The organism is Xanthomonas vasicola (assembly GCF_000772705.2).
GTDB classification, from domain to species: Bacteria; Pseudomonadota; Gammaproteobacteria; order Xanthomonadales; family Xanthomonadaceae; genus Xanthomonas; species Xanthomonas vasicola.
Genome location: NZ_JSBW02000096.1, coordinates 128,153 through 152,728, shown reverse-complemented (window position 1 = coordinate 152,728; position 24,576 = coordinate 128,153). Strand labels below are relative to the sequence as shown.

The window sequence follows — 24,576 nt, the reverse complement described above, 5'->3', positions numbered from 1 at the left end:
CACCCCGGACCGGATAGGACCGCGGCACGAAGCTGAGGTCGATTGGGTGAGGCCGATGATTCACCTTGGCAATGCGTGGCGACGCGCTTGCCATCTTAGGCGGCAACATACCGCGTAGCGCCGACCTCTCCCGGCGCTACGCGGCACCGTGTCCGGAATGGAGAAGGAACTCCCCTAGCCCACCCTCCCGGCGGACCTCAGCCGCTCGATAAAGCTCCTTCCCGCACCGCCGCATGGCATACAGGCCCCGACGCCTATAATCGCCGCCTTACTTTCACTCAGCAGGTTCCGCCAGATGGCGCAGACGATGAAGGCGCTGGTCAAGCGCGAAGCGAACAAAGGCATCTGGCTGGAACAGGTGCCCGTGCCGACGCCCGGCCCCAACGATGTGCTGATCAAGCTGGAAAAGACCGCCATTTGCGGCACCGATCTGCACATCTACCTGTGGGATGAGTGGAGCCAGCGCACCATCAAGCCCGGTCTGACCATTGGCCATGAGTTCGTCGGTCGCGTGGCCGAGCTCGGTTCGGCGGTGACCGGTTACCAGGTTGGCCAGCGCGTGTCGGCCGAAGGCCATATCGTGTGCGGCCACTGCCGCAACTGCCGCGGCGGCCGCCCGCACCTGTGCCCCAACACGGTGGGCATCGGCGTCAACGTCAATGGTGCCTTCGCCGAATACATGCTGATGCCGGCCAGCAACCTGTGGCCGATCCCGGACCAGATTCCCTCCGAGCTGGCCGCGTTCTTCGACCCCTACGGCAATGCCGCGCACTGCGCGCTGGAATTTGACGTCATCGGCGAAGATGTGCTGATCACCGGTGCCGGCCCGATCGGGATCATTGCCGCCGGCATCTGCAAGCACATCGGTGCGCGCAATGTGGTGGTCACCGACGTCAACGATTTCCGTCTCAAGCTGGCGGCCGACATGGGCGCCACGCGCGTGGTCAATGTCTCCAAGACCTCGCTCAAGGACGTCATGGCCGACCTGCACATGGAAGGCTTCGACGTAGGCCTGGAAATGAGCGGCAACCCGCGCGCGTTCAACGACATGCTCGATTGCATGTACCACGGCGGCAAGATTGCGATGCTCGGCATCATACCGCGCGGTGCCGGTTGCGACTGGGACAAGATCATCTTCAAGGGCCTGACCGTGCAAGGTATCTACGGCCGCAAGATGTATGAGACCTGGTACAAGATGACGCAGCTGGTGCTGTCGGGTTTTCCGCTGCACAAGGTGCTAACCCATCAGCTGCCGATCGACGATTTCCAGAAAGGTTTCGACCTGATGGAACAGGGCAAGGCCGGCAAGGTCGTGCTCAGCTGGAACTGATCCAAGCGCAGATCGAAACGCAAACGCAAAAGGCGCCGCCAGGCGCCTTTTGCCGGTCCGCTCAGCGTGGTCGTGTCATGGCCACGTCACCGTGGCGGTGGCGACGGTCCGGCCTTCGGTATTGGGACGACCGAACCCGAATTCGGCAGGCTCGCTGGTGTCGTAGTAGCCGACGCTCAACGCAAGCGGGCCGAAACTCTTGCCGACGGTGATCGCATAATCGTTGTAATCGTGATCTACCTGCCTCAATGCCGAGGTGTAGATGGTGTGCCCGACGTGTGCTCCGACGCTGAACTTGTGCGGCAGCGGCCACACTGCGTCCAGCGCGTAGTAATAGCCGTCGGTCTTGCTGCCGTACAGATCGTTGGTGTACCCGACGGTCAGGCTGTAGGTTTTCAGGAATGTCGTCTTGGTGACCAGTTCGTTGTAGTTCGTCTCGCCCGCCCCCGGATAGTTGTAGCGGGTGAGGGCGACATCGAGGTCCCACTGCTTGCCCAGTTCGACGCCATAGCCAACCGTTCCATCCACTTCCCAGTCCGGATCTCCCGCGCCGGGATCAACGTTGGATGTCCAAGCAGCCACGTAGAAGCCAGAGGGGTGCTTATAGGTCAGCCCGGCCTGAAATGCGGGATCGCCATTGGTCTGGGAAATGCCGCGGAACACGTAGTCGCTGGTGACAGCGAAGGTACCGGACAACGGCGAGGCGGTGCTTGCTTCCTCTGCGTACGCGAGCGGGGCGACGCTGCTCAACAAAAGGGCACAGCACATAGGCGAAAACAGCTTCATAGGGCATCTCCAAAAACGAAGGGCGGTCGGATTGCGCGAAGCGAGGCCTGCCATGACTTCTTAATTCAGTCGTCCCTGCAGTGCAACATCGCTATTTCGCTCGCTTGACACAGCGCACATCCGCGCAGCTCTCCACGGATCCGCTTGGTGTGTCACTGGCCACGTAATCGACTCAGGCGGGCTCTTCTTGAGACAGGGCGCACACAAAGATGCCCGTTCCCCCACACGGTGTCGGGAGAAAACGAAGCAAACCCAAGGCTGAGCTCCACGTCATGCGGTCTGCAAACCGTACGATGCCTGGCCGCGCTGCTGGGCCCGGGCGGTGGTCGTCAGTTGGCGGGGAACACGCCGTAGTGGCGCGCAGCCAGGCGCAGCGGCTCGCCCGGCTGGTAGCCGCCTGCCGAAGCCGGCAGTTCGACCTCGACCTCGTTGCCGGCCGGCTGCAACGTGGCGCGCAAGCGCAATCGCCCACCGCTGCGCTGGGCCCACTCCACTGTCGCCGGCCACCCTGCCGGATCCGGCACCAGGTCCTCCGGCCGTACGTAGACATCGACCGGACCGGCAACCAGACCGCTGTCGTTGGCAGGCAGCGCGTGCCCGGCCACGTCGATCTGGCCCTGCGCCAGCACGCCGGGAATGCGGTTCACCGCGCCCACAAAAGAGTAAACGAAGGGCGACGCAGGGCGATCGTAGATCACCGCCGGCGTATCCAACTGTTCGATGCGGCCATGATTGAGGATGGCGACCCGATCGGCCAGCTCCAAGGCCTCCTCCTGATCATGCGTGACGAACACCGTGGTCAGCCCGGTGCGCTCGTGCAACGCGCGCAACCAGCGCCGCAGATCGCGCCGGACCTGGGCGTCGAGCGCACCGAACGGCTCGTCCAACAGCAGCACGCGCGGCTCGATTGCCAGCGCACGCGCCAACGCCACGCGCTGCCGTTGGCCGCCGGAGAGCTGAGTGGGATAACGCTGTTCCAGACCCTGCAGTTGCACCAGCGCCAGCAGTTCTTCCACGCGTGCGCGAATGCGCGCCTCGGCCCAACGCTCATTGCCACGGCGTACGCGCAAACCGAACGCGATGTTCTCGAAAACGTCCATATGCTTGAACAACGCGTAGTGCTGGAACACGAAGCCAACCCGGCGCGATTGCACACTCATGCGGGTGGCATCTTCATCGCCGAACAGCACCTGCCCGCCATCGGCATGCTCCAGCCCGGCCATGATCCGCAACAGCGTGGTCTTGCCCGAGCCGGAGGGCCCAAGCAGCGCCAGCAACTCGCCCTGCCGCACTTCCAGACTGATGTCGTCCAGTGCGGTGAAGCTTTCGAACTGCTTGCGCAGGTGGTGAATGCGGATGCCCATGGTCACCTCAGTGGCGGTGGTTGGCGGCCAGCGAATCGCCGTGCCGCCATTCCAGATACGTCTTCAGCGCCAACGTCAGCAGCGCAGTCAATGCCAGCAGCGAGGCGCAGGCAAACGCGGCGCTGTAGGCATATTCGTTGTAGAGAATTTCCACATGCAGCGGCAGCGTGTTGGTGCGTCCACGGATATGCCCGGACACCACCGACACCGCACCGAATTCACCCATCGCACGCGCGGCGCACAACAGCACGCCGTACAACAGGCCCCAGCGGATATTGGGCAGGGTCACCCGCCAGAACATCTGCCAGCCGCTCGCACCCAGGCTCAATGCCGCCAGTTCTTCGTCACTGCCCTGCTGCTCCATCAGCGGCATCAACTCGCGCGCGATGAAGGGGAAGGTCACGAACGTCGTCGCCAGCACGATGCCCGGCAACGCAAACACGATCCGCGGCAGCTGAATCACACATTCGCCCAGCGCCGGCAACTGCACATGCCAGCCTTCGTCGATCAACGGCCAGGCCCAGCCGCTGCGGCCGAAGATCAGCACGAAAATCAAGCCCGCCACCACCGGCGACACCGAGAACGGCAGGTCGATCAGGCTGACCAGCAGACGTTTGCCCCAGAACTGATGCTTGCTGATGGCCCACGCAGCAGCCACGCCGAATATCAGATTCAACGGCAGTACGATCGCCGTCACCAACAAGGTCAGTTTGACCGCCGACAACGCATCGGGGTCGACCACCGCGCGCAGGAAGGTCTCCCAACCGCCACGCAACGCCTCGGCGAACACCAGCACCAGCGGCAGCAGCAGAAACGCCAGCAAAAAGAGCAAAGCACCCAGGATCATCAGCCATTGCACCCAACGCGACTCATTGGTGGCCGAATCGGTGATGCGACGCGCCTGCTTGGTCATGGCATGGGTGGGCAACATGGAGGGCAGCGAGGAAACAGCATCGCTCATACGGGCCTCCGTTGATAGCGCAGCAGGCATGCCTGCAACGTATTGACCACCAGCAAAATCACGAACGACAGCAACAACATGGCCGCGGCAATGGCGGTGGCGCCGGCGTAGTCGAACTCCTCCAGCCGGATGGTGATCAGCAGCGGCGCGATCTCAGTGGAATTGGGCAGGTTGCCGGCGATAAAGATCACCGAGCCGTACTCACCCACGCCCCGCGCAAATGCCAGCGCAAATCCGGTCAGCACCGCCGGCCACACGCCGGGCAGCACCACTCGCCATACCGTCTGCCAGCGCGAGGCACCCAATGTGGCAGCGGCAGCCTCTATTTCACGATCGCTTTCGGCCAGCACCGGCTGCACCACGCGCACCACGAACGGCAAGCCGACGAACACCAGCGCCAGCACGATACCCAGCTGCGTGTAGGCGACTTTGATACCGATTGCCTCCAGCCAACGCCCCACCCAGCCATTGCCTCCATACAGCGCGGTCAGCGCAATGCCGGCCACCGCAGTCGGCAACGCGAACGGCAGATCGATCACCGCGTCGAAGAAGCGCTTGCCCGGAAACTGGTAGCGCACGAACACCCACGCCACCCAGGTGCCCATCACCGCATTAAAGGCGCCAGCCGCAAACGCGGTGCCGAAACTCACCCGCAGCGCAGACAGTACGCGCGGCTCGCTCCATACCCGCCACAGACCTTCCCAGCCCAGGCCACTGGTCTTGATGAAGATGCCCAACAGCGGGATAAGCACGATCAAACCAAGCCAGGTCAACGTGATCCCCAAACTCAGGCCCAGTCCCGGCATCACGCGGCGGCGCGATGAGGGCGCTGGGTGCGGTGCAACCGACATCGACATCGCCTACTTGTTGGCCTGGATTTGGTCGAACACGCCACCGTCGGCGAAGTGCTCCTGCTGCGCCTTGTCCCACGAGCCGAATGCCTGCTGGATAGTCACCAGCTTGATATCCGGAAAACGCGCCATGTCTGCCGGGTCGGCAAATTCCGGATGCCGCGGGCGATAGAAATGCTTGGCTGCCAGCTTCTGCCCTTCCGGCGCGTACAAATAGCTTAGGTAGGCTTCGGCCACATCGCGGGTGCCATGCTTGTCGACATTCTTGTCGACCAATGCCACCGACGGCTCGGCCAGGATCGACAACTTCGGCACCACGATCTCGAACTTGTCCTTGCCCAGTTCCTCGCGCGCCAGCAGCGCCTCGTTTTCCCAGGCCAGCAGCACATCGCCGATGCCACGCTGCACGAACGTGGTTGTGGCGCCGCGCGCGCCGGTATCCAGCACCGGAACGTTGCGGAACAATGCCTGCATATAGCGCACGATGCGCTCGCGGTCGCCCTTGAAGATATGGTCGGCGTACGCCCAGGCGGCCAGATAGTTCCAGCGCGCGCCACCGGAGGTCTTCGGGTTCGGTGTCACCACCGCCACGCCCGAGCGCAATAGGTCTGGCCAGTCGTGGATGTTCTTCGGGTTGCCCTTGCGCACCAGAAACACAATGGTCGAGGTGTACGGCGCACTGTTATCGGGGAGGCGCTTTTCCCAATCGGTATCGATCAGCTTGGACTTCTGCGCGATGGCATCCACGTCGTAGGCCAGCGCCAGCGTCACCACGTCGGCCTCGATGCCGTCGATCACAGCGCGCGCCTGCTTGCCCGAGCCACCATGCGAGGTTTCCACGGTGACGGTGTCCTGCGGATGCTGCTGTTTCCAGTGCGCGGCAAAGGCAGTGTTGTAGTCGCGATAGAACTCGCGGGTAGGGTCGTAGCTCACGTTGAGCAGCCCGATCTCGCGTGCGCCAGCCGGGCCGGCCAGGACCAGCAAGGCGCAAAGAAGGGAGGCAAAACGGAAACGGGGGTATGTCACGACGATCTCCTGGCCGGTTGAGCACAGCTGAACAGCAAGCATGCCATGCTGCGCAGCGGCACGCAGGCGGTGAAATGACATCAGCGCCGCTGCTTATGCCGATTTTGCATGACGTAGTGGTATGCCACGGTGATCGTTAACATTGCGCTTCTTTCTGCCACTGCGACCGCCATGACCACCGCTCCCGCCGCGCTGACCGCCCATTACGCCGCCGAACTGGACGCCATCCAGGCCCAGGGCCTGTTCAAGTCCGAGCGCATCATCACCGGCTCGCAGTCGGCCGAAATCACCCTGGCCGATGGCCGCCGCGTGCTGAACTTCTGCGCCAACAACTATCTCGGTCTGGCCGACCACCCGGGCATCATCCAGGCCGCCAAGGACGCGCTGGATAGCCACGGTTTCGGCATGGCCTCGGTGCGCTTCATCTGCGGCACCCAGGATCTGCATAAGCAGCTCGAACGCACCATCGCCGAGTTCTTCGGCACCGAAGACACCATCCTCTACGCCGCCTGCTTCGATGCCAATGGCGGTCTGTTCGAACCGCTGCTCGGCGAGCACGACGCGATCATTTCCGACGCGCTCAACCACGCCTCCATCATCGATGGCGTGCGCCTGTGCAAGGCCAAACGCTTCCGCTACGCCAACTGCGACATGGCCGACCTGGAAGCGCAGCTGCAGGCCGCCGACGCCGCCGGGTGCAAGACCAAGCTGATCACCAGCGACGGCGTGTTCTCGATGGACGGCTTCATCGCCCCGCTGGACGAAATCACCGCCCTGGCGCGCAAATACAACGCGCTGGTGCATATCGACGAATGCCACGCCACCGGCTTTCTTGGCGCCACCGGCCGCGGCTCGGCCGAGGTCAAGGGCGTGCTCGACCAGATCGATATCTTCACCGGCACGCTGGGCAAAGCCATGGGCGGCGCACTCGGCGGCTTCACCACCGCAAAGCGCGAAGTGATCGAACTGCTGCGCCAACGTTCGCGTCCGTACTTGTTCTCCAACTCGTTGCCGCCGCACGTGGTGGCTGCCGGCATCAAGGCTTTCGAGATGCTGGATGCCGCCGGCGAGCTGCGCACGCAGCTGGTCGAAAACACCCGATATTTCCGCGAGCGCATGACCGCCGCCGGTTTCGATGTCAAACCGGGCGTGCATCCGATCAGCCCGGTGATGTTGTACGACGCACCGCTGGCACAAAAATTCGCCGAGCGCTTGCTGGAAGAAGGCATCTACGCCATCGGCTTTTTCTTCCCGGTGGTGCCCAAGGGGCAAGCGCGTATCCGAACTCAGATCAGCGCGGCGCATACGCGCGACCACCTGGATCAAGCGATCGAGGCCTTCATCAAGATCGGGCGCGAACTCAAGGTCATCGACGCCTGAGCATGCGCACGGTCCTGCGCCAACGGCTGCTGCTGGCGGCGCAGACCGATGCGCAGGCGCAACTGCTCGACGGTCATTGGGATACGCGCTGCCTGCATTGCCGTCGGCATCTGCAGATACGCGCCGATGGCGAGCCGCTTGGCCACACCACGCTGGAACACGTGGTGCCGCAAGCCTGGTTCGGGCGGCACGCGGCGGCGGCGCTGTGTGCATTGGTCGGCGACGATGCCAACGATGCGCGCAATCTCGCCCTGGCCTGTGCCGGCTGTAATCACGCCAAAGGCCGCCGTCACGATGCCAACGGTGCCGGCGATGCGCGCGCTTACGAAGTGGTGAGCGCCCTGCTCAGCGCGCGTCTGGCGCGCTGGCGGGCGCCGGCAGCAGCGCCCTGAATTCTTCGGCGCTGAGCATTCGCCACGCACCTTTGCCTAGTTCACCCATCGCCAGCGGGCCGATCGCCACGCGTATCAGCCGCAGCACACCGATGTCCACCGCAGCCAACAACCGGCGGATCTGCCGATTACGCCCTTCGTCCAACACGATTTCCAGCCAGGCATTGCGTTCGCCTTCGCGCAGCACGCTGACCCGCTTGGCGCACAACAGCATGCCCTCGCCCTCAAGATCCGGATCGACCACACCGGCCTGCAACTGCGCCAGTTGCGCGGCACTGGGCCGGCAATCGATCTGCACGTGGTAGGTCTTGTCCGGCCCGGTCGTCGGGTCGGTCACCGTCGCCGCCCACTTCGGGTCGTTGCTGAAAAGCAGCAGGCCTTCGCTCGCCTTGTCCAAGCGACCGACCGGGGCGATCCACGGCAGCCCGGCACCATCGAAGCAGCGATACACCGTGTCCCTGCCCTGCTCGTCGCGCACGGTGGTGACCACGCCGCGCGGCTTGTTGAGCATCAGATAGCAGCGCGCTGGCCCCGCCAGTGGCGAGCCGTCGACAGTGATGGAGGAGTGCTGATCGGCGCGGATCGGAAATTCGGGGTCGCGCACCACGCGTGCCGACACGCTCATGCGGCCATCGGCAATCCGACGCGCGGCTTCGGTGCGCGAACAAACCCCAAGCTTGGACAACACGCGCGCCAGCCCATGGCGTGGCGCGGCATTGCCGGGTGCCGCATCGGGCGCACGCGTTGCGCCTGCCGCACCCAGACCACGCTGACGTTGCCGGGACGTTGCCGGCGCAGGCCGCCGGGGCATGCCGTCCCGACCGCGCGGCTTACTTGTTCTCGACCGGCTTAGCGTCGGCCGCAGGTGCGGCGGGCGCTGCCGGTGCCGCGCCAGCGGCCGGACGTGCCTTGACCACGCGCACACCGCGCGACTTCATCCAGGCATCGAATTCTTCTGCCGTCATGCGCTTGCCGTTCTGGCTCATGTCGAAGCGCCACGGGGTGTTATCGAACGCCGTCTTGGCCTTGTAGGCCGCCGGATCATTCGGGTTGACGGCGCCGCCGGGCGGAATGACCTTGGCCAAGTCCTGGCAGCCTTCCACGCGCAAACGCAGCAGCACGCGGTCCACCGACTGATCGCTGCTATAGGGCTGTGCCAGCACGCCAGTGGGCATACCCAGCTGCACGCTGCGCGTGTAGAACTCGGCAGCCGCCGGTGCGACGACGGTAGCGGGCAACGGCAGCGGCTGGGACACCGTGCTGCCAGCGCAGTTCGGAGCGGCGTAGGCGGCGGGAATCAGAGCGAGACAGAGCAGTCCTGCCGTAGCGGTACGCAGCATCGGGGTTTTTCCAAGTATGAGTATGGTGTTGACGCGGCGAGTGTAGGCAGCGATGAACGCTGTTTCAACAGGAACCGTGCCTGGGTGACAACACAGACAGCATCAGCGGCGCTCGAGCGCGCTTTTCCAGGGCCTGCACAGACAAAACCCGGCGCAAGGCCGGGTTTTGTCTGCAGCAAAGCTAGCGGTCCAATTAGTTCTGGACGTTCAGCTCGGTACGACGGTTCTTCGCACGACCTTCCGGATTGTCAGAACCATCCGGGTTGGTGTTCGGAGCAATCGGACGGCTCTCGCCGTAGCCGATCGGGCCGACCAGACGCGACGCATCGACGCCGTTCTTGGTCAGGTAGTCGTACACGGTGGTCGCACGACGCTCGGACAGCTTCTGGTTGTACGCGTCGGTACCCTTCGAGTCGGTGTGACCGGCAACCTCGACCTTCAGGTCGGGGTAACGCTTCAGGATTTCGGTCGCTTCGCTCAAGATCGAGATCGCATCCGGACGCAGGGTCGACTTGTTGAAGTCGAAGTTCACGCCCTTCAGGTCGATCGAGACAGGAACCGGGCAACCGTCCGGACCAATGGTCTGGCCAGGCTGCGAGTTCGGGCACTTGTCGTCGCAATTGTTGACGCCGTCACCGTCGTCATCCAGATCGGCGCAGCTCGGAGCAACCGGAGCCGGAGCCGGCGGCGGAGCGGTCGACGGAGCAGGTCCCAACGGGATCACGACGCCGACCGAAGCCAGCACGTCGCCGAACCAGTCTTCGCGCGGGGCAGCAACGCTCTGGTCGTTGAAGTCAGCGCGGTAGGCCAACTCGGCACGCACGGCGACGCGCTTGTCGAAGGTGGTCTGCAGACCGACACCAGCCTTGGCGGCAAAGTTGCCGTCCTTCTGCTGGCCCGGGGACACCGGGTTCGGGGTCGCGTCGAATTCTTCTTCCGAACGCTGATAGCCCAGACCGAACAGCAGGTAGGGGTTCCAGCCGCGGCCTTCCTGGATGAAGTGGCGACGCAGATCGAACGAGATGCCGTACTGGCTCCAGTTCAGATCCTGGTTGGCATCGAAGTTCGGGTTCTGATAGTTCAGTTCGCCATCGATCGACCAGTTCGGGCTGACGAACTTGCCCAGACCCAGGGTGACGAACGGGGCATCATTGGTCAGGCGATCGCTGTCCTGGAAGTTGAAGCCAGCGCTACCGGTCAGGTACCAACGGTCATCGAACTCCTGCGCGGAAGCAGCCTGGGCAACTGCCAGACCGCCGAGCAACGCGGCAGTGAGAATTTTCTTGTTCATTTATACAGCTCCTTCTTTGGGAGATAAAACCGATAGAGGCGTTGTGCTTGTTAAAGATGCTCGTCACATCCAGAGCCATCGGGGCGCAGATTAAGCCGGCCTCGGTGAAGATCGCGTTAACGGTCATATAACATGTGAAAGCAATCACCACGTCCCGCAATCCCACGCAATACTACGTATACAGCTTCATGAAGGAAAGGAACGGGTGCTCAATTCGAGTAGCGCACCTGCATGAACCGCAGCCCACTTAAGTCACTTGAATACGGTTCCTAACTAACTGGTTTTCAGCGTTTCAAGCTCAACCCAAAAGTACGTTAGTGAACGCCAAGCCTCGTCCGAGCTGAATTGTGGGGTTGGTAGTTGCAGTGGACTTACTCCACAACGCACCCTGAACTTCCCACCAGGAGCGTCCCGATGAAAGCTGTCGCCCTCACTCGCCACCTTCCGATCGACGACCCGGAGTCGTTGCTTGACATGGAACTTCCGATGCCCGAAGCGCCATCGGGGTATGACTTATTGGTGCGAGTGGAAGCGATCTCGGTGAATCCGGTCGATACAAAGGTGCGCGCGCCCAAGCCGCAGCCGCTGCAGGCCCCGAAGATCCTGGGCTACGACGCTGCCGGGGTGATCGAGGCGGTCGGCCCGGAGGTCACGGCCTTTGCCGTGGGCGACGAGGTCTACTACGCCGGCGATATCGGGCGGCAAGGCAGTAACGCGCAGTACCAACTGGTGGATGCACGCATCGCCGGATGCAAGCCGACCTCGCTGAGCTTCGCGCAGGCAGCCGCGCTACCGCTGACCACCCTGACCGCGTGGGAGCTGCTGTTCCAGCGCATGCCATTTGCCTTCGACGGTGCGCGCAATCGCGGCAGGCATCTGTTGATCATCGGCGGCGCCGGTGGTGTGGGCTCCATCGCGATCCAGTTGGCGCGGCATGCCGGCTTCACGGTGATTGCCACCGCCTCGCGCCCGGAGAGCATCGAGTGGGTACGCCAGATGGGCGCGCACCACTTCGTTGATCATCACCAACCGCTGCAACCGCAACTGCAGGCGCTGGGGATGGACACAGTGGATGCAGCGCTCAATCTGGCCGACACCGACCGCTACTGGCAGCAACTGGGCGAGGTGCTGGCGCCGCAGGGGCACGTGGGCTTGATCGTGGAGCCGCGCGGGCCGCTGATGATAGGCGAGCCGTACAAATCCAAGTGCATCGGCGTCCATTGGGAACTGATGTTCACCCGCGCGCGCTACGCGACCGACGATATGGTCGAGCAGCACCGCATTCTCAACCGGGCGGCCAGCCTGATTGATGCCGGCGAGCTGCGCACCACGCACACCGAAACGCTGTCGCCGATCAATGCACAGCAGCTGCGCGAAGCGCACCGTCGGCTGGAAAGCGGCAGCATGATCGGCAAGTTGGTGCTGGCCGGCTGGTAATAAGCCGGCCGGGTTGGTTCGCAGACGCGATGCGTCGGGGTGCGCAGAGCACAGCACCTGCGCATCGGGGCGCGGTGCGTGCAGGCGGTAGCGAAGGCGTATTTCTGATCAAACCCGCGGCACCCTGCGGCAGCGCTGATGCCGGAGGACTTGCCACCAAGCCCGTTTGCCGGCATCGTGCGCACTCCGTACGCCAGCGTATCCAAATCATGTCGCCCGCCACCGGCCCGTCCGCCTCGCCCTTCCCCCACCTGTTCACCCCGCTCGATCTGGGCTTCACGCAATTGCGCAACCGCGTCCTGATGGGCTCGATGCACATGGGTCTTGAAGACCGTGCGCGCGATTTCCCCAAGCTGGCGGCGTATTTCGCCGAGCGCGCAGCCGGGGGCGTGGGCCTAATCGTGACCGGCGGGTTTTCGCCGAACGTGGTGGGCTGGCTGAAGCCATTTGGCGGCAAGTTGTCGTGGCCGTGGGAAGTGCGCCCGCATCGCCAGGTGACCCGCGCGGTCCACGCACACGGCGCGAAGATCTGCCTGCAGTTGCTGCATGCCGGGCGCTATGCCTACCACCCGCTGTCGGTGGCGCCATCCAAACTCAAGGCACCGATCAACCCGTTCACTCCGCGCGCGTTGTCGGCTGGTGCAGTCGACCGGCAGATCGGCGCGTATGCGCGCGCCGCGCGGCTGGCACGCGAGGCGGGCTACGACGGCGTCGAGGTGATGGGCTCGGAAGGCTATCTGATCAACGAATTCACCGCCGCGCGCACCAATCAGCGCAGCGACGCCTGGGGCGGCGATGCCACCAAGCGCATGCGCTTTGCAGTGGAGATCGTGCGGCGCATCCGCGAAGCCTGTGGGCCGGACTTCATCATCATCTACCGGCTGTCGCTGGTGGATCTGGTCGAAGACGGCAACCAATGGCAAGAAATTCTGGCGCAGGCGCAGGCGATTGAAGGGGCTGGCGCCACCATCATCAATTCCGGCATCGGCTGGCACGAAGCGCGCATTCCCACCATTGCTACCTCAGTGCCGCGCGCCGCGTTTGCCGGCGTCACTGCCAAGCTCAAGCCGCATCTGCGCATTCCGGTGGTAGCGACCAACCGAATCAACATGCCCGAAGTGGCCGAACGCATCCTGGCCGACGGCGCGGCAGACATGGTGTCGCTGGCACGGCCGCTGCTGGCCGATCCGCAGTGGACCAATAAGGCGCGCGCCGGGCAGTCGCACACCATCAACACCTGCATCGCCTGCAACCAGGCGTGCCTGGATCACGTGTTCGACAACAAGCTGGCCACCTGTCTGGTCAACCCACGCGCCGCACACGAGACCGAACTCAACTACACGCCAACCACCACGCCCAAGCGCATTGCCGTGGTTGGTGCAGGCCCGGCCGGCCTGGCCTGCGCGACGGTGGCAGCAGAACGTGGCCACCAGGTGACCTTGTTCGATGCAAGCGATGCGATTGGCGGGCAGTTCAATGTCGCCAAACGCATCCCGGGCAAGGAGGAATTCAACGAGACCTTGCGCTATTTCGGCCATCGCATCGAAGCGACCGGCGTGCAGCTGCGCTTGAACACCCGCGTGCAGGCGGCCGATCTGAAAGACTTCGACGAGATCGTGCTGGCGACGGGCATCGAGCCGCGCAAGGTGGATTTCCCCGGCGCCGATCATCCGATGGTGGTGAGCTATCTCGACGTTGTGCTGGGCCGCCACGTGGCCGCCGACAGGGTGGCGATCATCGGTGCGGGTGGCATTGGTTTTGATGTGGGCGAGTTTCTGGTGCACACGGGCGAATCGCCGTCGCTGCACCCGCAACGCTGGATGGCCGAATGGGGCGTGGACCCGAGCTTCGAAACACGCGGTGCGTTGACCAGACCGCAGCCCGAGCGCCCTGCCCGTCAGGTCTGGCTGTTGCAGCGCAGCCCCGGCAAGCCCGGTGCCCGCCTGGGCAAGACCACCGGCTGGATCCACCGCGCCACGCTCAAGGCCAAGGGCGTCAAAATGCTTGGCGGCGTGGAATATCTAGGCGTGGACGATGCTGGCCTGCGCGTTCGCGTAGAAGGTAGCGAGCAGTTGCTCGACGTCGGCACCGTGGTGGTGTGTGCCGGGCAGGAGCCACGTCGCGAGTTGCTAGCCGCGCTGCAAGCCAATGGCCAGCAGCCGCATCTGATCGGTGGCGCCGACGTCGCCGCTGAACTAGATGCCAAACGCGCGATCAACCAGGCGAGTCGGCTGGCGGCGGCGTTGTAAGGGATTCGCCAGCACGACGTCACTACGCTGACGCCGCTGCGCTCGAGGTTCGACTGCATTCCTGACCTGCATGCAGCGTGAGCAGCGCCGGCATGGTTGCACATGCCGTGGTCTGCACCGGCTGCGCTCTTTTTCCTGTCGTGCGGCTAGGCTATAACTGGTCGCATGTCATCGCCACCGCACGCATTACCCACTGCGCTCCCGCCGGCTGCACTGCTTGCCTACGCTGCAGCCCATTTCGGCAAGAGCCTGCTCTGGTTCACCGGCGAATTGCTACTGATTTTTGCGTTGACCGAACATGTTGGCCTGAGTGCGGTCGCAGCCGGGTTTTCGGTGGCGGGCGGATTGGTCGTCAGCGCAATGATGGGGCTGATTGCCGCACAGCGTTGGCGCGCTGACACTAACCTGGCACGGGTGGGACGGACACAGTGGCAAGGCATTGCGTTGGCCGCAGTTACGCTGTCGCTGGTGTTCGTAACTCCGCTGCTTCCACCCGCTGCCCGCCTTATCAGCGTGCTGCTGCTCAGCCTACCGTTTCGCGCTGCATATGCGGTGGGCGATGTCGCGCAAAATACGCTGTTGGGGCTTGCGCGCTGGCCCTGGCGCGGTGCACGTGGTGTCAGCGCAGTGCGCCTGATCGGAAGCGGCTTGGCAGCTTTACTGGTCAGCGCAGCGATCGGGCTGGTATTGAAGGCCGGTGATCACAATGCAGCGTCGACAGCATTACTGATCGTCGCACTGGTAAGCAGTATCGCGCTGCTTTCGGCGTGGTGGTTACGCCAAACGCTGCAACTGCACGTTCACCCGATTGCGGAAGTGTCGGCACTCATACCTGCAGCGCAGTGGCAGCGCGCGGAACTGCTACCGCTGGCAGTGTTGGCAACACTAACGCTGGCCTTGCCGACCTTTACCAAGCTGGCTCCGTACCTAGCCCAATCACAACTTGGCGCCGCAGGATGGAGCAGTGCGGTGTTGATCAGCTATGCAATGGGCACGATGCTGGTGCAACCACTGGCGGCACGCTGGCCCACCGCAACCCTGGGTCGTTTGGTCAGCTGTGGCGCTGCACTCTCGTTATCGGGGTTGGTGTTCGCCATCGCCACGACCCGCAGCACACTGTGGGATGCAGTGCTGGCGTGCGCCATGGGAATGGCGGCAGGTAGCATCAACCAATGGGTGTGGGCGCGCCACGCAGAACTCGTGACTACGCAAACAGCTGCGCAACAAGCACGAGGGTTCGCCGTACTCACGGCGAGCGCTCAACTCGCATTGGCAGCGGGCAGCGCGTTGATTGGTCTGTTGCTGAGTGCATGCAGCCACCGCGTCGGCGCACACCATCATCTGACTTGGGCAATGGCGCTGGGCCCAATCGTGTGCGGCACACTTTGCCTGTTGATCGCCTGCGCTGCGCATGGTGCTGCAGTGTTTTCCGGAAGAAGCACAACAGTGCCAACTCGCGATTTGCGCAACGTCATTGATTGAATTGCAAACCTGATGTGCGCAATTTTTCTTGTATGTGCAGTTACATACCAAGAGTGCGCTTTGCTTAATACCTGCTGCGTGCGTTGTTGATTTTCAATTTTCGCTACAGCATAGGTGTCGCCCCAAGATGCGATCGCACTGCGCTACTCGTCATTCGATGGAGATTTTGCAAGGTGGATGCGAGTTTCTGATGCCATTCCATGTTGCACTGGCTATCGCACCTGACATGCCGATGCCTCTTTTCTTTGGTACAGACGTGCCTCGAGGCTTCTTTCTCCTGCGCTTCCGTATTTCCGCGCCTTCGCACGCTTACGCTTATAAGCATGCAATCTTGGAAAACATAGTGCAGTCGAATACATCATCGACACATCGAATGATCGACAGGTTCTTTCAGCCTATCGCCAAGTAACCTTCGACCTCATCCAATGACGGCAACCGCGTTGTGATGGCAACTTAGCTTTCATGCAACAACTTGCGTCTCTGCTGCCTCTGCTGCTGCCATCGGAAACATGCGTCAAGACTGCGCATCTTCCCGCATCAACGGATGCTGCATAGATCATCAGTCGTGCAGCACCCACGACAACTGCATCTCATGCACTTCGCACTTCCGCTACTCCCCGCGCTTCCACAGCTCTTGTATGCGAGTACATCCACACGAAGCAACGTGCGAAACGGCAGTACGCAACTTCGAAAACACAACACCACGTGATGAGTGCGTGCACAAATCTCACACGCTATGAAATCCGCTTTCTTTGGTCCATTCCAACGACATTTCAAGCCAGCAAGTAATGGCATCAACGCGCGCGAAACGGCGATGCAGTAACGCAACACAACAGTCGCTGCAACGATGCGACGCAGATCCAATACTGCAGTGCACGGCGCGATGTTGCGCATCGCTAGACATCGCAAGCAATCGCAATCGTCAACCCGTCTCATTCAGCCACGATTATGTGATGGGCGCCTACCTTGCGCCAACTTTTTGACCCACCGCATTTGGTGGGCACCTTCGGCAGATGTTCTTTCGCCGGAAACTTTGGCGCCCCTTTGCAGGTCGCCTCCCCATGACGCCAAGCCCTCTGTACTGGTGCATCCACATTGGATGCTCTGCGGAACGGCCCATACGGAGCAAGGAGTTCTATGAAACTTGTTTGGATACTCTGGCTGTCGCATGTGTTGCCGCAGCCAGCCGCAGATTCACTGTGTTTGAGTACCACCGTTTATCTGGAGGCGCGCGACCAGACCTTGCGTGGCCAACAGGCCGTTGCGGAAGTTGCGTTGCGTCGCCTGGATAGCGGTTTGTGGGGCGATTCGATGTGTCAGGTGGTCACTGCACGCAAGCAGTTCGCACCGACAATTGTGGCGCCGGGTACGCAGCTGAAGAACGACGATGCCTGGAACAAGGCGTTGGACGTGGCACTGGCGGCGCAGCGCAACTGGGCACTACCGGTTGGCCAGCGCAAAGAGATCGTGCCGGGTGCCAGTCACTTTGCCGCAAGCGCAATTGCGAGCCCCAGCTGGCGTAATGCCTATCAGGTGGCGACCATCGGCGACCACACGTTCTATCGCGTGCAGACATTGCGCCCGCGCAACGCGTCCTGAGCGCGCAATGTCGCAGCGTGCCTTTTAGTTCTGTGTCACGAAGATGTCCTGCCGCTGCGATGCACTGCCGACGCGTTCGGCGCGTCTCTAGACACCGTCGTCGAGATGCTCATGTCGCTGCAGCGCGACGAATACAGCGCCGCATGACGATTGATCAGCACGGCATAAAGCCGTGTCACACGTCGATGCACTCCCTCACCTGGATAGGTTGCAAAATGGCCCTGATCACTCAGGAGCCGCAGCCGCCGACTGCCGCGCGCTGGCCACCTTGGCGCCCGCATTAGCATCGACACAACCGCAACCGGCGCGACCGCCGGGCCCAGTGGCGCGGCCCCTGCTGCAGCTTTCAATCACCAACTGCACGCTCCACACGGCGTCGCCCGCCCGCTAAGCTTAGGACCTCATTCCCGTGTGGATCGTCCATGAAGCTGTACACCAAGCCCGGCGCCTGTTCGCTGGCAGATCACATCGTGTTGCGTTGGTCGGGGTTGCCGTTCGACCTGAGCGTGGTCGAAGCGGCGACGATGAAATCTCCCGAGTATCTGCGCCTGAACCCAGCCGGCGCCGTACCGCTGCTGTTGATCGACGATTGGGCACTGACCCAGAATGCCGCCATCCTCAATTACATCGCCGACATCGCACCGCTGAGCGGCCTGTCCGGCGATGGCACCGCGCGCAGCCGTGCCGAAATCAATCGCTGGATCGCCTTCGTCAATGCCGACGTGCATCCCGCGTTCAAGCCGATCTTCGGCAGCACGGCGTATCTGCAAGACCCCGCGCTGATTGCGCGCAGTCAAGACGATGCACGCAGCAAGTTGCGCACGCTGTACGAGCGCGTCGATGCGCATCTGCAAGGTCGCACCTGGCTTGCCAGCGACAACCACACCGGTGCCGATGCGTATCTGTTCGTGACCTTGCTGTGGGCGCAGAAAGTCGCCGTGAATCTGGATGGCTTGGATGCGCTACAGGCGTTTGTGCAACGCATGTTGGCCGATGCCGATGTGCAGGCCGCACTGAAGGCGGAAGGCCTGACCTGACAGCGCAGACATGCGCCCCGCGACACGCAATAAAAAACGCCGGGCAATGCCCGGCGCTTTCATCACAGCAGTGACCGAAAAACTCAGCCCAGCAGGTGCGACACGCCGCTGCGTTCTTCTTCCAGCTCGGCCAGGGTCTTGTCGATGTACTTCTGGCTGAAGTCGTCGATGGGCAGATCCTTGACTAGGGTGTACTGGCCGTTCTCGGTGGTGACCGGGAAGCCGAAGATCACACCTTCCGGAATGCCGTAAGAGCCGTCCGACGGCACGCCCATGGTGACCCACTTGCCGTTGCTGCCCAGCACCCAATCACGCACGTGATCGATGGCGGCATTGGCAGCCGACGCTGCCGATGACAGACCACGCGCTTCGATGATCGCCGCACCGCGCTTGCCCACGGTCGGAATGAAAGTGGACGCATTCCATTCCTGGTCGTTGATCGCATCGCCGATGGACGCGCCATCGGAGGTGGCGAAACGGTAGTCCGGGTACATGGTCGGGCTGTGGTTGCCCCACACCACCAGCTTCTCGATGCCGCCGACCGGCTTACCGAGCTTGAGTGAGAGCTGGCTCAGCGCGCGGTTGTGGTCCAGACGCAGCATGGCGGTGAAGTTCTTCGGGTTCAGATCCGGCGCCGACTTCATCGCGATGTAGGCGTTGGTGTTGGCCGGGTTGCCGACCACCAGCACCTTGACGTCACGCTTGGCGACCTTGTTCAACGCCGCGCCCTGCGCGGTGAAGATCTTGGCGTTTTCCAGCAGCAGGTCCTTGCGCTCCATGCCAGGGCCGCGCGGACGCGCGCCGACCAGCAGGGCCACGTCGATGTCCTTGAACGCCACCTCGGCGTCGTCGGTGCCGACCATGCCGGCCAGCAGCGGGAACGCGCAGTCTTCCAGTTCCATCATCACGCCCTTGAGCGCGGCCTGGGCCTTCTCGTTGGACAGTTCCAGCAATTGCAGGATCACCGGCTGATCCTTGCCCAGCATTTCGCCGGAGGCGATGCGGAACAGCAGGGCATAGCCGATCTGGCCGGCAGCGCCGGTCACAGCAACACGAACAGGTGCTTTCATGGGGTGTTTCCTCTGCTAAAAAGCGTTGGTGGGTAGCGCGCTGGCGGAGCGCAAGGCCTGGCGGCGCGCTTTGACAAGCAAACGGCCGCACAAGGCGGCCGTTCGACGGGAGGCGATCAGGCGGCGAGGATCTTATTCCACTCCGCAACGCGGTCGGCCTTGGCGGCCAGCACGGCGTCGGTGTCGCCTTCGATTGTAAGCGTATTGATGGTGTCGCCCTGGGCAACGCTATCGACCACGTCCAGGCCCTGAGTGACCTTGCCGAACACGGTGTGCTTGCCGTCCAGCCACGGGGTGGCGGTGTGCGTGATGAAGAACTGGCTGCCGTTGGTGTTCGGGCCGGCGTTGGCCATGGACAGCACGCCGCGCTCGTGACCGACGCCATTGTTGGCCTCGTCTTCGAAACGGTAGCCCGGGCCGCCGCGGCCGGAACCTTCCGGGCAACCGCCCTGGATCATGAAGTCGGCGATGACACGGTGGAAGCTCAGGCCGTTGTAGAAGCCGCGCTTGGCCAGGTTGACGAAGTTGGCAACCGTCAGCGGGGCCTTCTCCGGGTACAGCTCGACAACGATCGGGCCGCGGGAGGTGTCAAAGGTGGCGATCAGGGACATGGAAATCCTTGCAGGTTCTGGAGTGATCAACAGCCCATTAGGATACACCCGGGCGTGCGACCGGCCGCGTGGTTACGACCATGGTCCAACGACTCACCTCGCCCCGGCCGTGGGCCTCGTCACGCTGGCTGAATGGGCGATCTGAACCGACTTTTGCCCATCCGCAACGGCAACGCAACGAAACCGCTATAATGTCGGGCTTACCTCATCTCAAGACTGGCGCCAGACAGGGGCCCTTTCCGCATGTCTATCGAAAAACTCCGCAATATCGCCATCGTCGCGCACGTTGACCATGGCAAGACCACCCTCGTCGACTGCCTTCTGAAGCAGTCCGGCACCCTGTCCGAACGCACTGTGTTGGCTGAGCGCGTGATGGACAGCAACGATCAGGAAAAGGAGCGTGGCATCACGATCCTGGCCAAGAACACGGCCATCACCTGGAACGGCAACCGCATCAACATCGTCGACACCCCGGGACACGCCGACTTCGGTGGCGAAGTCGAGCGCGTGCTGTCGATGGTGGACTCGGTGCTGATCCTGGTCGACGCGATGGACGGCCCGATGCCGCAGACCCGCTTCGTGACCCAGAAGGCCTTCGCGATGGGCTTCAAGCCAATCGTGGTGGTCAACAAGATCGACCGTCCCGGCGCACGCCCGGACTGGGTGATCGACCAGGTGTTCGACCTGTTCGACAAGCTCGGCGCAACCGACGAGCAGCTGGACTTCCCGATCGTCTACACCTCCGCACTGAACGGCTACGCCAGCCTGGATTCGGACGTGCGCGACGGCGACATGACCCCGCTGTACGAAGCGATCATGCAGCATGTGTCGCCCCCGGACGTTGACCCGGACGGCCCGTTCCAGATGCGCATCAGCCAGCTGGACTACAACAACTTCGTCGGCGTGATCGGCATCGGCCGCATCCAGCGCGGCGTGCTGAAGAAGAACATGCCGGTCAGCGTGATCGACCGCGAAGGCAAGAAGCGTCAGGGCAAGGTGCTGCAGGTGCTGGGCTTCCTGGGCCTGGAGCGCATCGAGCAGGACACCGCTGAGGCCGGCGACATCGTCGCCATCTCCGGCGTGGCCGAGCTCACCATTTCCGACACCGTGTGCGCGCTCGATCACCCCGAGTCGCTGCCGGCGCTGACCGTGGACGAGCCCACCATCTCGATGACCTTCCAGGTCAACAACTCGCCGTTTGCCGGCAACAAGGACCTGTCCGGTGGCAAGTTCCTGACCAGCCGTCAGCTGCGCGACCGTCTGGATCGCGAGAAGGTGCACAACGTGGCACTGAAGGTCGAGGAAGGTTCCGACGCCGACAAGTTCCTGGTCTCCGGCCGTGGCGAATTGCATCTGTCGGTGCTGATCGAAAATATGCGTCGTGAAGGCTACGAGCTGGCCGTGTCGCGTCCGGAAGTGATCATCAAGGAAATCGACGGCAAGTTGATGGAGCCGATCGAACAGCTGGTGGTGGACATCGAAGAACAGCACCAGGGCGGCGTGATGGAAAAGCTGGGCACCCGTAAGGGCCAGCTGAAGAACATGGAGCCGGACAGCAAGGGCCGCGTGCGTCTGGATTACATGATCCCGGCGCGTGGCCTGATCGGCTTCCAGAACGAATTCCGCACTCTGACCCAGGGCTCGGGCCTGCTGTTCCACGTGTTCGACCATTACGGTCCGAAGGAACAGGGCGCGATCGCCAAGCGCCAGAACGGCGTGATGATTGCCAATGCACCGGGCGCAACGCCGGCCTATGCACTGGGGCCGTTGGAAGAGCGTGGTCGCCTGTTCGCCGCCGAAGGCGACAATGTGTACGAAGGTCAGCTGATCGGTATCCACTCCAAGGACAACGACCTGACCGTCAACGCGATCAAGACCAAGCCGCTGACCAACATGCGCGCTTCTGGCAAGGACGATGCGATCAAGCTGACCCCGGCGATCAAGTACACGCTGGAACAGGCCCTGGACTTCATCGAGGACGACGAGCTGGTGGAAGTCACCCCGAAGGAAATTCGCCTGCGCAAGAAGTTCCTGACCGAAAGCGACCGTAAGCGCGCTGGTCGTTCGGGCTAAGGTGTCAGGCCGACACGCGTGAGCACCAAGCCCTATAGCCCGGATCCGCGCGCGCATCCGGGACTGCATGTGATCGCCTTGCTTGAGGCGGTCAAGGGAACACTTGCGCTGTTGGCGGCGACGGGCCTGGAACTTCTGGGCCCGCTCCCCCTGCAAAATGCGGTCAGCACACTGATCCGTCGTTTCAATCTGGACCCGGACCACGGCGCATTGCCGTCGTTGCTCAAGACCATCAGCCCCGATGCGGTGCATCTAGCCGCTGCCGCCATGCTGGCCTACGGCCTGCTGCACGTAGTGGAAGCCTGGGGTCTGTGGCGTGCCAAGGCCTGGGCCTCGGTGCTGGGCTGCCTGTCGGCGGCCATCTATCTGCCCTTCGATATCTATGCCATCGTGCGTCACCCTGGCTGGACCGCCTGGGCCGTGCTGGCAATCAACCTGATTGTAGTCGGGGTGCTGGCACGCGATCTGGTGCGACGCCGCCGTCGCTGAGCTTGCCTTCCCGTTTTCGGGCACGTCATCCGTTGTCACCCCGACGCAGCGCCGTTAGCCTGCGACTTCTCCCCGGGGAAGACCATCCATGCGGTCCACCACTTTGTCTTTCGCGCTGCTTGCTGCGCTCTGCGGCTGTGCGCATGCCGATGATTCGTCGCGCGCGGCGACCGGTACCCCCACCGATTCCACCGCTAAAACCATCGATCTGGCCGAGGCCGACGTGGCCGGCCTGCAAGCCCGCATGGCCAGCGGTCAGAGCAGCAGCCTGCAACTCACGCGCGCGTATCTGCAGCGCATTGCCAGCATCGATCGCGCCGGCCCCACGCTCAACGCGGTGATCGGACTCAATCCGCGGGCCGAAGCCGATGCACGCGCCCTGGACGCCGAACGCAGCGCCGGCCGCGTGCGCGGGCCGCTACACGGCATCCCGGTACTGCTCAAGGACAACATCGACGCGCTGCCCATGGTCAACAGCGCCGGCTCGCTGGCGCTGGCCGAATTCCGCCCCAGCCGCGATGCCTTCCTGGTGCAGCGCCTGCGCGCCGCCGGCGCAGTGATCCTGGGCAAGGCCAACCTCAGCGAGTGGGCCAATTTCCGCTCCACCCAGTCCAGTTCCGGCTGGAGCGGACGCGGCGGGCTGACCCGCAACCCGTATGCACTGGATCGCAATCCCTGCGGCTCGAGCGCCGGCACCGGTGCGGCCATCGCGGCCAGCCTGGCCGCCGTCGGCATCGGCACCGAAACCGATGGCAGCATTACCTGCCCGGCATCGGTCAACGGCCTGGTCGGGCTCAAGCCGACCGTTGGCTTGGTCAGTCGCGATGGCATCATCCCGATTTCCAGCAGCCAGGACACCGCCGGCCCGATGACGCGCAGCGTCGCCGATGCGGCTGCAGTGCTGCAGGCCATCGCCGCCCCCGACCCGCAGGACCCGGCCACCGCCAAGGCACCGGCGGCCAGCGCCGATTATCTCGCCCACCTGAAGCCCGACAGCCTGCGTGGCGCGCGCCTGGGCCTGTTGCGCAACCCGCTACGCGAAGACCCGGCGATCGCCGCGGCGCTCGACCGCGCCGTGCAGACGCTGCGTGCCGCAGGCGCCACTGTGGTTGAAACCGCCCTAGTCACCGATGGCAAGTGGGATGCTGCTGAGCAGATGGTCTTATTGGTCGAATTCAAGGCCGGCTTGAATGCATACCTGCAAAACCACCACGCGCCCGTTGCGACCCTGCAGCAGTTGATTGCGTTCAATCGCAACCATGCGCAGCGCGAGATGCCGCACTTCGGGCAGGAGCTGTTCGAACAGGCGCAGGCAGCACCCGGTCTCGACGATGCGGGGTACCTGAGCGCGCGCGCGAACGCCAAGCGGTTGGCCGGGCCGGAAGGCATCGACGCAGCCTTGAAGGCAGATCGCCTGGATGCCTTGATCGTGCCCACGACGGGCGCGGCGTGGATCACCACGCTCGGCAAGGGCGACACTTTCCCCGGCGCCGGCTATGGTGCCGCTGCAGTGGCCGGCTATCCAAGCCTGAGCGTGCCGATGGGACAGATCCAGGGCTTGCCACTGGGTCTGTTGTTCATGGGCACGGCCTGGAGCGAGCCGCGCCTGATCGAGCTGGCGTATGCGTACGAACAACGCAGCCATGCGCGCTTTACGCCTGGCTATGCGCCCAGTGCGCCGGCTGCGCATGATCCAGCCACATCAGCGGTCGCGCCCGTCGTGCCGGCACCGATGTGGGTCAAAAACGATTGATTGGGCCACGCAGGGCCACGCGTAGCAGCTGGCGCCCGACGCCACACTGACGCGT

General features: G+C 63.2%; 21 protein-coding genes. 11 read left to right on the top strand and 10 right to left on the bottom strand.

Annotation, left to right across the window (positions count from 1 at the left end):
* The first annotated feature begins 295 nt into the window (after positions 1 to 295).
* Positions 296 to 1,330, top strand: a complete 1,035-nt coding sequence (gene tdh, locus NX05_RS20980) for an L-threonine 3-dehydrogenase (RefSeq protein ID WP_017112224.1) — start codon at positions 296 to 298, stop codon at positions 1,328 to 1,330.
* A 75-nt stretch (positions 1,331 to 1,405) separates the two neighbouring features.
* Here the strand turns inward: tdh and NX05_RS20975 are convergent, their stop codons facing one another.
* The 5 genes from NX05_RS20975 to NX05_RS20955 form a co-directional block, all read right to left on the bottom strand.
* Positions 1,406 to 2,116: a TorF family putative porin gene (locus NX05_RS20975; protein WP_010368589.1), complete on the bottom strand. Its 711-nt coding sequence runs from the start codon at positions 2,114 to 2,116 to the stop codon at positions 1,406 to 1,408.
* Positions 2,117 to 2,445: 329 nt separating this feature from the next.
* Positions 2,446 to 3,480: a sulfate/molybdate ABC transporter ATP-binding protein gene (locus NX05_RS20970; RefSeq protein WP_039436444.1), complete on the bottom strand. Its 1,035-nt coding sequence runs from the start codon at positions 3,478 to 3,480 to the stop codon at positions 2,446 to 2,448.
* 7 nt (positions 3,481 to 3,487) lie between these two features.
* A complete protein-coding gene (gene cysW, locus NX05_RS20965; RefSeq protein ID WP_010368593.1) occupies positions 3,488 to 4,441 on the bottom strand; it encodes a sulfate ABC transporter permease subunit CysW in 954 nt (317 codons plus the stop codon).
* Positions 4,438 to 5,298 (bottom strand): sulfate ABC transporter permease subunit CysT, encoded by an 861-nt coding sequence (gene cysT / locus NX05_RS20960; RefSeq protein ID WP_010368595.1) that lies wholly within the window; start codon positions 5,296 to 5,298, stop codon positions 4,438 to 4,440. The genes cysW and cysT overlap by 4 nt, the downstream gene beginning before the upstream one ends.
* Positions 5,299 to 5,301: 3 nt before the next feature.
* A complete protein-coding gene (locus NX05_RS20955) occupies positions 5,302 to 6,399 on the bottom strand; it encodes a sulfate ABC transporter substrate-binding protein (protein ID WP_010368597.1) in 1,098 nt (365 codons plus the stop codon).
* A 90-nt stretch (positions 6,400 to 6,489) separates the two neighbouring features.
* Between NX05_RS20955 and kbl the strand changes: the two genes are divergently transcribed.
* Positions 6,490 to 7,698, top strand: a complete 1,209-nt coding sequence (kbl, locus tag NX05_RS20950; protein ID WP_039436124.1) for a glycine C-acetyltransferase — start codon at positions 6,490 to 6,492, stop codon at positions 7,696 to 7,698.
* Between the two features lie 2 nt (positions 7,699 to 7,700).
* Entirely contained in the window at positions 7,701 to 8,090 is a 390-nt protein-coding gene (locus tag NX05_RS20945) for an HNH endonuclease (protein WP_017117749.1), read from the top strand.
* Here NX05_RS20945 and NX05_RS20940 read toward each other — a convergent pair.
* The 3 genes from NX05_RS20940 to NX05_RS20930 all read right to left on the bottom strand — a co-directional run bounded on the left by NX05_RS20940 (position 8,044) and on the right by NX05_RS20930 (position 10,721).
* Positions 8,044 to 8,901 (bottom strand): pseudouridine synthase, encoded by an 858-nt coding sequence (locus NX05_RS20940; RefSeq protein WP_039436126.1) that lies wholly within the window; start codon positions 8,899 to 8,901, stop codon positions 8,044 to 8,046. The two genes, NX05_RS20945 and NX05_RS20940, sit on opposite strands and share 47 nt — an antisense overlap.
* A gap of 19 nt (positions 8,902 to 8,920) precedes the next feature.
* The gene (locus tag NX05_RS20935) at positions 8,921 to 9,430 is read right to left on the bottom strand and encodes a hypothetical protein (RefSeq protein ID WP_010378428.1); all 510 of its coding nucleotides are present in this window, start codon (positions 9,428 to 9,430) and stop codon (positions 8,921 to 8,923) included.
* A 193-nt stretch (positions 9,431 to 9,623) separates the two neighbouring features.
* A complete protein-coding gene (locus NX05_RS20930) occupies positions 9,624 to 10,721 on the bottom strand; it encodes an OmpA family protein (RefSeq protein WP_010368610.1) in 1,098 nt (365 codons plus the stop codon).
* A 414-nt stretch (positions 10,722 to 11,135) separates the two neighbouring features.
* Between NX05_RS20930 and NX05_RS20925 the strand changes: the two genes are divergently transcribed.
* From NX05_RS20925 to NX05_RS20900, 5 genes are all read left to right on the top strand, one after another.
* Positions 11,136 to 12,158, top strand: a complete 1,023-nt coding sequence (locus NX05_RS20925) for a zinc-binding alcohol dehydrogenase family protein (RefSeq protein WP_039436140.1) — start codon at positions 11,136 to 11,138, stop codon at positions 12,156 to 12,158.
* 209 nt (positions 12,159 to 12,367) lie between these two features.
* Complete coding sequence (locus tag NX05_RS20920; protein ID WP_039436143.1) at positions 12,368 to 14,407, top strand: NADPH-dependent 2,4-dienoyl-CoA reductase; 2,040 nt, start codon at positions 12,368 to 12,370, stop codon at positions 14,405 to 14,407.
* Between the two features lie 165 nt (positions 14,408 to 14,572).
* Positions 14,573 to 15,889 (top strand): MFS transporter, encoded by a 1,317-nt coding sequence (locus NX05_RS20915; protein ID WP_010368616.1) that lies wholly within the window; start codon positions 14,573 to 14,575, stop codon positions 15,887 to 15,889.
* Positions 15,890 to 17,026: 1,137 nt separating this feature from the next.
* Positions 17,027 to 17,488, top strand: coding sequence for a cell wall hydrolase (locus tag NX05_RS20905; RefSeq protein ID WP_010368619.1), 462 nt, complete (start codon positions 17,027 to 17,029; stop codon positions 17,486 to 17,488).
* Positions 17,489 to 17,910: 422 nt separating this feature from the next.
* Entirely contained in the window at positions 17,911 to 18,525 is a 615-nt protein-coding gene (locus NX05_RS20900; RefSeq protein ID WP_010368625.1) for a glutathione binding-like protein, read from the top strand.
* A gap of 83 nt (positions 18,526 to 18,608) precedes the next feature.
* Here the strand turns inward: NX05_RS20900 and NX05_RS20895 are convergent, their stop codons facing one another.
* Together NX05_RS20895 and NX05_RS20890 are read right to left on the bottom strand one after the other, a co-directional pair.
* A complete protein-coding gene (locus tag NX05_RS20895; RefSeq protein WP_017122816.1) occupies positions 18,609 to 19,595 on the bottom strand; it encodes a malate dehydrogenase in 987 nt (328 codons plus the stop codon).
* A 116-nt stretch (positions 19,596 to 19,711) separates the two neighbouring features.
* Positions 19,712 to 20,206 (bottom strand): peptidylprolyl isomerase, encoded by a 495-nt coding sequence (locus NX05_RS20890; protein ID WP_010368631.1) that lies wholly within the window; start codon positions 20,204 to 20,206, stop codon positions 19,712 to 19,714.
* A gap of 243 nt (positions 20,207 to 20,449) precedes the next feature.
* Between NX05_RS20890 and typA the strand changes: the two genes are divergently transcribed.
* The 3 genes from typA to NX05_RS20875 all read left to right on the top strand — a co-directional run bounded on the left by typA (position 20,450) and on the right by NX05_RS20875 (position 24,521).
* The gene (gene typA / locus NX05_RS20885; protein ID WP_039436150.1) at positions 20,450 to 22,279 is read left to right on the top strand and encodes a translational GTPase TypA; all 1,830 of its coding nucleotides are present in this window, start codon (positions 20,450 to 20,452) and stop codon (positions 22,277 to 22,279) included.
* A gap of 69 nt (positions 22,280 to 22,348) precedes the next feature.
* Positions 22,349 to 22,768, top strand: coding sequence for a DUF2127 domain-containing protein (locus NX05_RS20880; protein WP_026112159.1), 420 nt, complete (start codon positions 22,349 to 22,351; stop codon positions 22,766 to 22,768).
* A 103-nt stretch (positions 22,769 to 22,871) separates the two neighbouring features.
* On the top strand, positions 22,872 to 24,521 hold the full coding sequence (locus NX05_RS20875; protein WP_172645752.1) for an amidase: 1,650 nt from the start codon (positions 22,872 to 22,874) through the stop codon (positions 24,519 to 24,521).
* Positions 24,522 to 24,576: the final 55 nt, after the last annotated feature.